The sequence below is a fragment of the Kitasatospora sp. NPDC056076 genome (genome assembly GCF_042266305.1).
In the GTDB taxonomy this organism is placed as follows: domain Bacteria; phylum Actinomycetota; class Actinomycetes; order Streptomycetales; family Streptomycetaceae; genus Kitasatospora.
Map to the genome: position 1 here is coordinate 1 of NZ_JBHJWG010000098.1, position 7,749 is coordinate 7,749.

The 7,749-nt window shown below is 72.1% G+C and carries 8 protein-coding genes and 1 pseudogene; 2 read left to right on the forward strand and 7 right to left on the reverse strand.

The genetic code is table 11. The features are described from left to right. Positions 1-121: 121 nt before the first annotated feature. Together ACFC1T_RS37840 and ACFC1T_RS37845 are read right to left on the reverse strand one after the other, a co-directional pair. Positions 122-1,843, reverse strand: a complete 1,722-nt coding sequence (locus tag ACFC1T_RS37840) for an alkaline phosphatase family protein (RefSeq protein ID WP_375897208.1) — start codon at positions 1,841-1,843, stop codon at positions 122-124. A 60-nt stretch (positions 1,844-1,903) separates the two neighbouring features. Further along, a complete protein-coding gene (locus tag ACFC1T_RS37845; RefSeq protein ID WP_375897211.1) occupies positions 1,904-2,887 on the reverse strand; it encodes a S1C family serine protease in 984 nt (327 codons plus the stop codon). A gap of 264 nt (positions 2,888-3,151) precedes the next feature. On the opposite strand from ACFC1T_RS37845, the gene ACFC1T_RS37850 reads away from it, so the two are divergent. Further along, positions 3,152-3,718: a hypothetical protein gene (locus ACFC1T_RS37850; RefSeq protein ID WP_375897214.1), complete on the forward strand. Its 567-nt coding sequence runs from the start codon at positions 3,152-3,154 to the stop codon at positions 3,716-3,718. Between the two features lie 54 nt (positions 3,719-3,772). Further along, the gene (locus ACFC1T_RS37855) at positions 3,773-4,447 is read left to right on the forward strand and encodes a GPP34 family phosphoprotein (RefSeq protein ID WP_375897217.1); all 675 of its coding nucleotides are present in this window, start codon (positions 3,773-3,775) and stop codon (positions 4,445-4,447) included. Positions 4,448-4,488: 41 nt separating this feature from the next. On the opposite strand, the gene tgmC is transcribed toward ACFC1T_RS37855, so the two are convergent. From tgmC to ACFC1T_RS37880, 5 genes and pseudogenes are all read right to left on the reverse strand, one after another. Continuing rightward, complete coding sequence (gene tgmC / locus ACFC1T_RS37860) at positions 4,489-5,664, reverse strand: ATP-grasp peptide maturase system methyltransferase (RefSeq protein WP_375897220.1); 1,176 nt, start codon at positions 5,662-5,664, stop codon at positions 4,489-4,491. Beyond that, positions 5,661-6,128: pseudogene (locus tag ACFC1T_RS37865) on the reverse strand (ATP-grasp ribosomal peptide maturase); the annotation flags it as partial. The pseudogene ACFC1T_RS37865 and the gene tgmC, both read right to left, overlap by 4 nt. A 57-nt stretch (positions 6,129-6,185) precedes the next feature. After that, the gene (locus ACFC1T_RS37870; RefSeq protein ID WP_375897222.1) at positions 6,186-6,377 is read right to left on the reverse strand and encodes a hypothetical protein; all 192 of its coding nucleotides are present in this window, start codon (positions 6,375-6,377) and stop codon (positions 6,186-6,188) included. Continuing rightward, positions 6,374-6,802, reverse strand: coding sequence for a hypothetical protein (locus tag ACFC1T_RS37875; protein WP_375897225.1), 429 nt, complete (start codon positions 6,800-6,802; stop codon positions 6,374-6,376). Before ACFC1T_RS37875 ends, ACFC1T_RS37870 begins: the two co-directional genes overlap by 4 nt. A gap of 96 nt (positions 6,803-6,898) precedes the next feature. Further along, positions 6,899-7,749: DUF5753 domain-containing protein (locus ACFC1T_RS37880; protein ID WP_375897228.1), on the reverse strand; the 851-nt coding region annotated here is incomplete at its 5' end.

Sequence of the window (7,749 nt, forward strand, 5' to 3'; positions counted from 1 at the left end):
ATGCAGCGCATTGGCGACCGACGACAACGCGGCGAGGCGCGCTTGTGCCCTGGGGGTACCTCCCGGCCGAAGGCTGGGGGAGCGTCGGCCCGCAGACGGGAGTTTGAAGACGGACCCTAGGTCAGCCCTGCGGCGGCCTGGCGATGCGCAGCCCGGCCCGACCGAGTTGTGCGGTGATGTCAGAGAGGTACTGCTCGGCGTCGGCCACCGTTGCGATCCCGGCGGCCCGTCGGCTGATCCGGTCGTGTTCCTGCGGGTGCAGGCGCGCCTCCTGGATCGCGGCCGTCTCGACGAACCCGCGCAGCGTCGCCGTGACGGGCCGGCCGGGGTCGGCCGGCCCGGCGGCCTCCGCCTTCCAGGAGACGCCCGACTCGGCCGGGTCGGGCAGGGTGCGGGGCGCCTCGCGCGGGGCGTCGGCGGAGAGCAGGTGGAGGAAGTCGTTCGCCCGGGCGTCGCGGTCGGTGAGCGGGGCCAGTCCGAACAGTCGCTCGACGGTGGCGAGCAGCGAGCCGTGGTCGTACTGGGTGTGGTCGATCAGGTTGCAGTTCCGCCCGTCCGCGCCGCTGTCCGCGCCGCTGTCCTTGCCGGCGGGCGCGGCGGCGGGCGCGGCGGCCGGGATCCACGGGGAGACGACGACGGTGGGCACCCGGACGCCGAGCCGGTCGAAGCGGAAGCCGTGGGCGCTGTGCTCCGGGTCGGTGCGGTCGCCCGGCGGGACGGCCGCGGGCGGCGGCACGTGGTCGTAGAAGCCGCCGTGCTCGTCGTAGGTGATGACGAGCAGGCTGGACTCCCAGAGCGGCGAGCGCCGCAGCCCCTCGTAGACGGACTTGATCAGCGCCTCGCCGTCGGTCACGTCGTCGAGCGGGTGCTGGCTGTTGCCGCAGCGGAAGTCGCCGCCGTGGGTGAGGACGTGGCCGTAGTTCGGCTCGATGAAGGTGTAGGCGGCCGGGTACCCGGGGTCCTGGAGGTGTTCCGCCAGGTCGTCGAGGTGGTGGTAGCGCTCCACCGTCGTCGGCAGGTCCATCCCGGCGAGCGCGCTGACCTGGGGGAGCGCGTCCCCGGCGTAGACGCGCCACGGGAGGCCCTTGTCGTCCAGGGCCTCGTAGAGCGTCCCGTGTTCGAAGGTGTAGCCGCTCAGCTTGGACCGGACGGTGTCGACCGGGTCGGGGCTGTGGTCGAGGCCGGCGGAGCTCGCCGCGTGCAGGAAGAAGCGGTTGGGCCAGGTCGGCCCGGGCAGGGCGGAGAACCAGCGGTCGCAGACGGCGAACTCGCGGGCCAGGGTGCTGAGGACGGGGAGCTGGTCGGCGGTGAAGCAGGCCATGACGGCGCCGGGGTCGGCGAGGGCCTCGGCGTCCTGCTTCACCGTCGCCTCGTTGACGTAGTTGTCGACGAAGCCGCCCAGGGTGATCGGCGGGTAGGTGCCGTCGTAGGCGCACCGGTCGTCGTGCGGGCGGCCGGTGATGGCGGTCGAGGCGAGCTGGAGCATGACGTCGCAGAACTCGTGCGGCGGGTCGACGGGCAGGGCGAAGGGCGCGCCGAGCCGGACGGGGTGGTCCGTGCCCGCGTGGTGGTTGCCCGCGCGGGTGTCGGGGCCGTCGACGGTGGTCGGCGCGCCGGTCACCGCGTCCGTGCCGATGCCGTGGCGGAGGCTGCCGTCGGCCACCGTGCCGGTCGACACCCCCAGCATGTGGTCGAACGAGCGGTTCTCCAGGACCAGGACGAAGACGTGCCGGATCCGCCCCTGGGGTGCCGGCGCCCGGCCGGCCCGCAGCCCGGCGAGCCAGGCGTGCCACTCCTCCCGCTCGTGGGTGATCGCCTGCCGGATGCGTTCGATGGGATCCATTCGCCCACCCCAGCACCGGTGGTGACGGACCGTCAAAGACCCACGCCGGTCGGCGGTCGGTCAGTCGTCGGCGTGGAGTTCCGTCGGGGTGGCGATGACGTCGACGAGAGCCCCGCCGCGCAGGACGGTGAGCGGGAGCGGGCGGCCGATCGCGTCCGCGAGCATCAGCCGCTGGAGGGCCTGGGCGCTGTCCATGGGTTCGGCGGCGGCGGTGAGCAGCAGGTCGCCCTCGCGCAGGCCGGAGCGGGCGGCCGGGGAGCCGGGGACCACTTCGACGATCCGCAGGCTGGTGCGCTGGCCGGTGCGCGCGCGCAGGGCGGGCGGCAGAGGGGCCGGGACCCCGGCCAGGCCCAGGTGGGCGCGGCGGATCCGGCCGTCGGCGAGCAGGGCGGCGATGATCCGCCGACTGGTGGCGTTGATCGGCACGGCCAGGCCCAGCCCGTTCCCGGCCACCGCGGTGGTGATGCCGACCACCTCGCCGTCGGCCGTGGCGAGCGCCCCGCCGGAGTTGCCGGGGTTGAGCGCGGCGTCGGTCTGGATCACGTCGTCGATGATCCGTACGGCGCTACCCGCCCGGGCGGGAAGGGAGCGGCCGAGCGCGCTGACCACGCCCGCGGTGACGGTGCCGGCCAGGCCGAGCGGGTTGCCGACGGCGACGACCAACTGCCCGACCCGCAGCCCGGTGGCCTCGCCGAGGACCGCCGGCGAGGGGGTCGGGCCGTCGGCGCGCAGCACCGCGAGGTCGGAGAGCGGGTCGACGCCGATGGTGTGGAAGGGCGCGGTGGTGCCGTCGGCGAAGGCCAGCGTGCCGGCGTCGGCGTGGCCGACGACGTGGGCGTTGGTGAGCAGGAAGCCGTCCTCGGTGACGACCACGGCCGAGCCGAGCGCGGTGCTGAACCAGCCGTCCCGGCCGCGCCGGGGGACGTGCAGGGCGGCGACCCGCGGCGTCATGGCGGCGGCCACGGACGTGACGATCCGGGAGTAGGCGTCCAACGGCGATTCCGCCCCGGGCGCGCGCTCGGGGCCGGGGATGGTGTCGGTCAAGGGAGCTCACCCCTTCCGGAGGTCCGGGTCCACCCGGTAGCAACAACGCGGCGCCCCCGGGCCTTCCGTCCGCCGGTACACCGGGCAGGGTATGACGATCGTAGGAATGACTTTCGCCCGGGCGGGGAAGATCGCCTTCGGTGCGGCGGTGCGCTGCTCCGTGCCGGGTCGATCCTGACGCCTTCTTGACGTGCGGAAAATGGCAAAGAGCAAGCAAAGTAGGCGTATCGTTCAGGCAAAGCCGCATCCGTGGGAGGGGTTTCGATGGAGACGACCGAGCTGGAGACGACCGAGCTGGAGTCGAAACGGCAGACGCAGGGCGGGTCCGGCGCCGACGGGCCGGACGGCGGGACCGGCGTCGCCGGGCCGGACGACGCTTCCGCCGCCCTGCTGCGCCCCACCCGGGAGGCGCTGCTCGCCCGCCGCGCCCACCGGGCCCCGCGCTGGAAGCGACTGCTGCCGCCCGGATCCGCCGGGCGCTCGGCCTGGATCCGGCTGGAGGCGGACGCCCAGGCCGAGCGCCTCGGCCGCCGCACGCCCGGCACCGAGCACGTCCTGCTGGCCCTCCTCGCGCTCCACGAAGTGGCCGGGAAGGAGCCGGAGTTGGCGCCCGAGGCGAACGCCGGTGAGCTGCTCGCCGGGCTCGGCCTCGACTACGCCCGCGCCCACGCCGCCCTCGACGCCGGACAGGTGACGCTGCCCGCCGACCCGCGCTCGGTCGAGGCCTACCTGTCCGGCGGCGCGGCGGACGGCGGCGCCGAGCCGCTGCTGAGGGTGCTGCTGGCGGAGGACACCCGGGCCCGGCGCCTGGTCGAGGCCCTGCGATCATGAGAGCCGCTCCGCGCCGCTGAGGGCCGACGGGCGATGACAGAGGAAGGACCCCCGATGCACGTCACCCTCGCCGAGGAACTGGTGCTGCTCTCGCTGGACGACCGGACCGGAGCCCCGAAGGAGGGCATGAACACCGCCTGGGCCGCCGCGGGCGGCCTGCTGGCCGAACTGGTACTGGCCGGCCGGGTCGACGTGGCCGACGGCCGGCTCACCGTGGTCGACCGCACCCCGACCGGTGACCCGCTGGTGGACGGCCGACTGGAGCGCCTCGACGAGTGGGTCGGCACCAAGCGACCGGGTAAGGCCAAGGCCGCGGACTGGCTCACCAAGGACCGGTCCACCGTGCTCCGGGACACCGAACTGCGCCTCTGCGAGCGGGGCCTGGTCACCGAGGAACGGCACCGCGTCCTCGGCATCTTCCCCGTCCGGCACTACCCGGAGGCCGACGGCAGCGTCGAGCGCGCCCTGCGCGAGCGCCTGACCGCCGTCGTCCTGGACGGCGCCGAACCGGAGCTGCGCACCGCCGCCCTGATCGCCCTGCTGCACTCGGCCAAGCTGCACCGGCTGGCCTTCCCCGACCTGCCGGGCAAGCAGGTCGAGCCGCGCTTCGCCGAGATCGCCGCGGGCGACTGGGCGGGCGAGTCCGTCCGCGAGGCGATCAAGAACATGCAGCTCATGATGGCCGCCGTGATCGCCGCGACCACCGCCGCGACCGCCGCGACGGCCTGAGAACACCGGGCCCGCGGGGCCCGCCGGGCCCGCGCCCAGGCTCAAGCGGGGCGGTCGAGGCGGTGCTCCCACCGGAGGTCGCCGTCGTCGCCGATCCAGTACCGGTGTGCCCTGCTGGTGATGTGGATCCGTACGGCGGTGATGTCCGGACCACCGGCGCCCCGCCAGGCGAGAAGGGCCCGCTCGACGGCGTCCCACAGGGCGACGGGACCGCCCTGGCGAACCGTCCACGCCCCGCCTTCGCGGATGAACTCGGCGAAGGACTCACGCGCTGGGTCGAAGAGGTACAGGAGCTGTGCGCCGTCGGCCGCCGTGGCCTGGACGAACTGGGCTCCGGGCGCGGCGAGCTGGGCGAGGAACGCCGGCATCCACTCGCCGAGGATCGTCGGCGGCACCTTGGCGGGCCGCTCGCTCTCGGGAAAGGCGGTGCGGGCGGACAGGTCGCCGGCGATCGGCGCGGCGGCCTGCGATCGCGCCTGCATGAACGAGGAGCGGTCGACGATCCGGCCCTCGGCGGTTCCGTCGCCGTTGACCACGACCTTCGCCAGGCCGGTCCCGTACCCCCAGGAGCCGACCGTCGCCAGGACGATCCCGCCCGGCCTGGTCTGGCGAATCCAGGTGTACGGGATGCGGTTGACGGCGCAGGTGGCGATCACGCGGTCATAGGGAGCGCGGCGAGGATGCCCGAGGAGCCCGTCCCCGATGACGGTCCAGGTCGAGAAGCCGACCGCTTCCAACGCCGCGTCGGCGCGGGCCGCGACGCCCGGGTCCACCTCGACCGTCGTGACGTTGTCCTCGCCCAGGCGGTGGCACAACAGGGCGGAGGAGTATCCCGTGCCGGTGCCGATCTCGAGCACCTGGTGACCGTCCGCGACCTCCAGGTGCTCGATCATGCCGACCACCGTGGCGGGCATGGTGGACGAGGACGTGGGCGAGCCCGTCACGAGCCCCCTGGCTTGGTCAGCGGTCAGCTGCCCGTCGAGCTGGGTGGTCAACGACTCGTCGCTGTAGGCGATCTCCGCCCAGGCGGTCGGCGTGGTACCCGCTGCGGTGGCGGGTCGCCACCGGCCGCCGTCGTCGGGAAGGAAGACCCCGGGGGTGAGGAACTCCTCGCGCGGGATCGCCTCGACGGCGGCGCGCCACTCCGGAGTCCGCAGGACGCCCGCCTTCTCAAGCCGGTCGGCGAGGGCGCGCCGGTGGGGCGCGGTTCCGGTCATGCTGTCTCTCCTCGTGTCAGCAGATCAGCGAATGCGGCGGACATCTCCAGGCCGGTCTCCTGCTCCAGCCAGCCCCATTGGCCGTTGGGATTCAGCTCCAGCCACCAGTAGTCGCCGGCTCGGTCGACAGCGAGGTCGAACGACCCGGAGACGAGACCGAGTTGGTCCAGGATGTCGTGAAGTGCCTTGTCCAGGCGGCCGGGCAGATCCACCACCGTGTACGAGAGGGCGGAGTAGTCCCTGCGCCAGTCCAGGAGGTCACAGTCGATCCGGACGGCGAACGTGCGCCGACCGACGACCAGCACGCGCACATCGGCCGTCTTGTCGATGCGGGCCTGGAAGAGGTGCGGCGTCACCCGCACGCTGTCGTCAAGCTCGGCTGCGGAAGCCGGCTCCGCCCACCCTGTGAGCTGCACGCCGTCGCGTTCGTACGGAGTCCACCGCAGCGTCTTGAAGATCACCTGATGGTCACGAGGTCTCCTTGCAGTGCGATGGTGGGATGTTCACCGGGCTGGGAAGCATCAGGCGGCGTCCCAGTCGACGTCGTTCTTCTGGGTCCAGATCCGCGCCGAGTCGTACGAGTAGAAGTGCAGCGGCTCGGGACGGGGCGGGAGGGCTTGCACCAGGCGGTTGGTCCTGTGGTCCTGGACGGCCCAGACCGGGAAACTGGTGCCGGCCGGGGAGTCGGCGGGGACGATGGTGTACCGGCTCATCTCCGGGCCGCCACCTGGATGAACCCGCCGGCCTTCTCAACCGCCCCGGCGAACTCGTTGTACTCCCCGTCGATGGGGGTGATCGTCGCCCGGCTCGGGACGAGGATCGCGCCGGCCTTCCGGTCCTTGAGGTTCTGCAACGCGGCCTTGAGCAACGGCCGCTCCTCCGGGCTCCTGTCGTTCGCGTGCTCGTCCACGACGGTGAGCGTGATGCCCCAGCCGAAGGTGTCCGCGTACCTCTCGCAGTCGCGCATCTCGCGCTCGGGGAACGCCGTTCCCGGCTTGGCCAGGTAGACCACGACGTGGAAGTTCGGCAGCGTGGTGGTCGGGGCCGACACCGGCTCGGCCACGAGCGGGCCGTCGTCGTCCTCGGCGAGAAACCTCTGAACACGCTTCGGGATGTCGCGCTTCGCTGTGGCACTCATCGTCGGTTCCCTCTCCTCCGTGCATGGGGGTGTGGGATGGACCGTACGAGGAGCGGCCAGCGACGCCCAACGAAGTTGCACGCAGTTGCACAGCAGTCACTCGAGAGAGTCAAGCGCCCCTGAGATCAGGGCGCGAGCGGCAGCGCCATGCACGGCATCCGTGGACAGTTCCCCGAACCGGCTGACGTACATGCCCACTTCCGAAGGCTGCGTGATCTGGAGGTACCCGGAGACAAGCTCGACGTTTACCTGCGCCGAGTCGTAGATCGAGAACGCTTCGACCTGCATCGAGTGGCGCAACAATCCCCTCGGAACGATCCCCAGGCTCACGTTCGCCAAGGACGCGACGATGTTCAGGTGGGCGAGTTGGCCGGCCGCTACCTCCGGCCCGCCAAGACCGTGGTGCAGGCACGCCTCTTCGATGATGAAGGCGAACGTCCTCCCGTGGTCTCTCAGGATCGCCTGCCGTTCCATGCGGACCTGGACTGCCTCTTCCACATCGTTCACGGCAACACGACGACGTTGGGTGGCTTGTAGTACCGAACGGGTGTAGTCCCGGGTCTGGAGTAGACCGTGAAGGATGCCGGGTGTGTAAGCCCGGAACCGGGTCGTTCGCTCGTACAGGGGCAGAACCATCTCCTGGGCGCGCTTGAGCCCGCTGCGCTCCATCCGCCGCCACTCGGTGAACATGGTTTCGACGGTGCGAAGACTGGCCGCCAGGTCTTCGGCCTGGCCGTCAGCGTTGCAGGCATGGCACCAGTCCCGGATGTCCTTCTCGGAGGGCGCAGTGATGGCGTTCTCGATGCGGGAGCACTTTGACTTGCTCCACCCGCAGAGGAGAGCGAGCGCAGGCCCGGATGCTCTTATGGATGTCAAGCAGCGATGGTGAGCTGCTCGGTGGTGGTGCTCGGTGTGCTGGGCGTGGTCAGGACTCGGTAGATCTCTCG

Coding starts and splice junctions, on each gene's coding strand:
- ACFC1T_RS37840 (WP_375897208.1), bottom strand. CDS start 1,843: ATGGATCCCATCGAACGCATCCGGCAGGCGATCACCCACGAGCGGGAG.
- ACFC1T_RS37850 (WP_375897214.1), top strand. CDS start 3,152: ATGGAGACGACCGAGCTGGAGACGACCGAGCTGGAGTCGAAACGGCAG.
- ACFC1T_RS37855 (WP_375897217.1), top strand. CDS start 3,773: ATGCACGTCACCCTCGCCGAGGAACTGGTGCTGCTCTCGCTGGACGAC.
- tgmC (WP_375897220.1), bottom strand. CDS start 5,664: ATGACCGGAACCGCGCCCCACCGGCGCGCCCTCGCCGACCGGCTTGAG.
- ACFC1T_RS37870 (WP_375897222.1), bottom strand. CDS start 6,377: ATGAGCCGGTACACCATCGTCCCCGCCGACTCCCCGGCCGGCACCAGT.
- ACFC1T_RS37875 (WP_375897225.1), bottom strand. CDS start 6,802: ATGAGTGCCACAGCGAAGCGCGACATCCCGAAGCGTGTTCAGAGGTTT.